This is a genomic window from Escherichia sp. E2661, assembly GCF_004745185.1.
GTDB lineage: Bacteria > Pseudomonadota > Gammaproteobacteria > Enterobacterales > Enterobacteriaceae > Escherichia.
The window spans coordinates 1-616 of the sequence record NZ_PDIG01000050.1; the positions used below are offsets into that span (position 1 = coordinate 1).

Sequence of the window (616 nt, forward strand, 5' to 3'; positions counted from 1 at the left end):
AGCGTACTTTTACCGCAGCCAGAAGGGCCGGTAATTAACTTAAATTCGCCAGCACGCAGCGAAAAATTGATGTTATTGAGAATCTTCGTATCGCCCGCCTGATATCCAACATTTTGTAGTTGGAGCAAAAGACTATTTTCCTGCATTGCCCATCCCTTTTCTGATTTTTACTAAAAACAGTTTATCCTCCGCAAGAATAAGGGGGAACTCTCTTTCAGTAATCAGGTATAATTTGTTTAATCAAGCAGCAATTTTGCTCTTTATGGACGGTACAACAGGAGGTTTTTCCGATGCTTATTTTTATCCCGATTCTCATTTTTGTCGCGCTGGTCATTGTTGGCGCGGGCGTCAAAATCGTTCCGCAGGGCTATCAGTGGACGGTAGAACGATTTGGTCGTTATACCAAAACATTACAGCCGGGGCTAAGTCTGGTGGTGCCGTTTATGGACCGCATTGGTCGTAAGATCAATATGATGGAGCAAGTGCTCGTCGACCCATCCCAGGAAGTTATCTCGAAAGATAACGCCAACGTCACTATCGACGCCGTTTGCTTTATTCAGGTGATTGATGCCCCGCGTGCCGCTTATGAAGTCAGCAATCTGGAACTTGCGATCAT

At 45.1% G+C, this 616-nt stretch carries 2 protein-coding genes; one reads left to right on the forward strand and one right to left on the reverse strand.

The window, feature by feature from the left end:
• A partial coding sequence (locus CRI63_RS23555) for an ATP-binding cassette domain-containing protein (protein WP_135520995.1) occupies window positions 1–146 on the reverse strand: 146 nt, incomplete at its 3' end.
• A gap of 144 nt (window positions 147–290) precedes the next feature.
• Here CRI63_RS23555 and CRI63_RS23560 point away from each other — a divergent pair.
• Window positions 291–616 (forward strand): SPFH domain-containing protein (locus tag CRI63_RS23560; protein ID WP_135520997.1); only part of this gene is annotated, 326 nt, incomplete at its 3' end.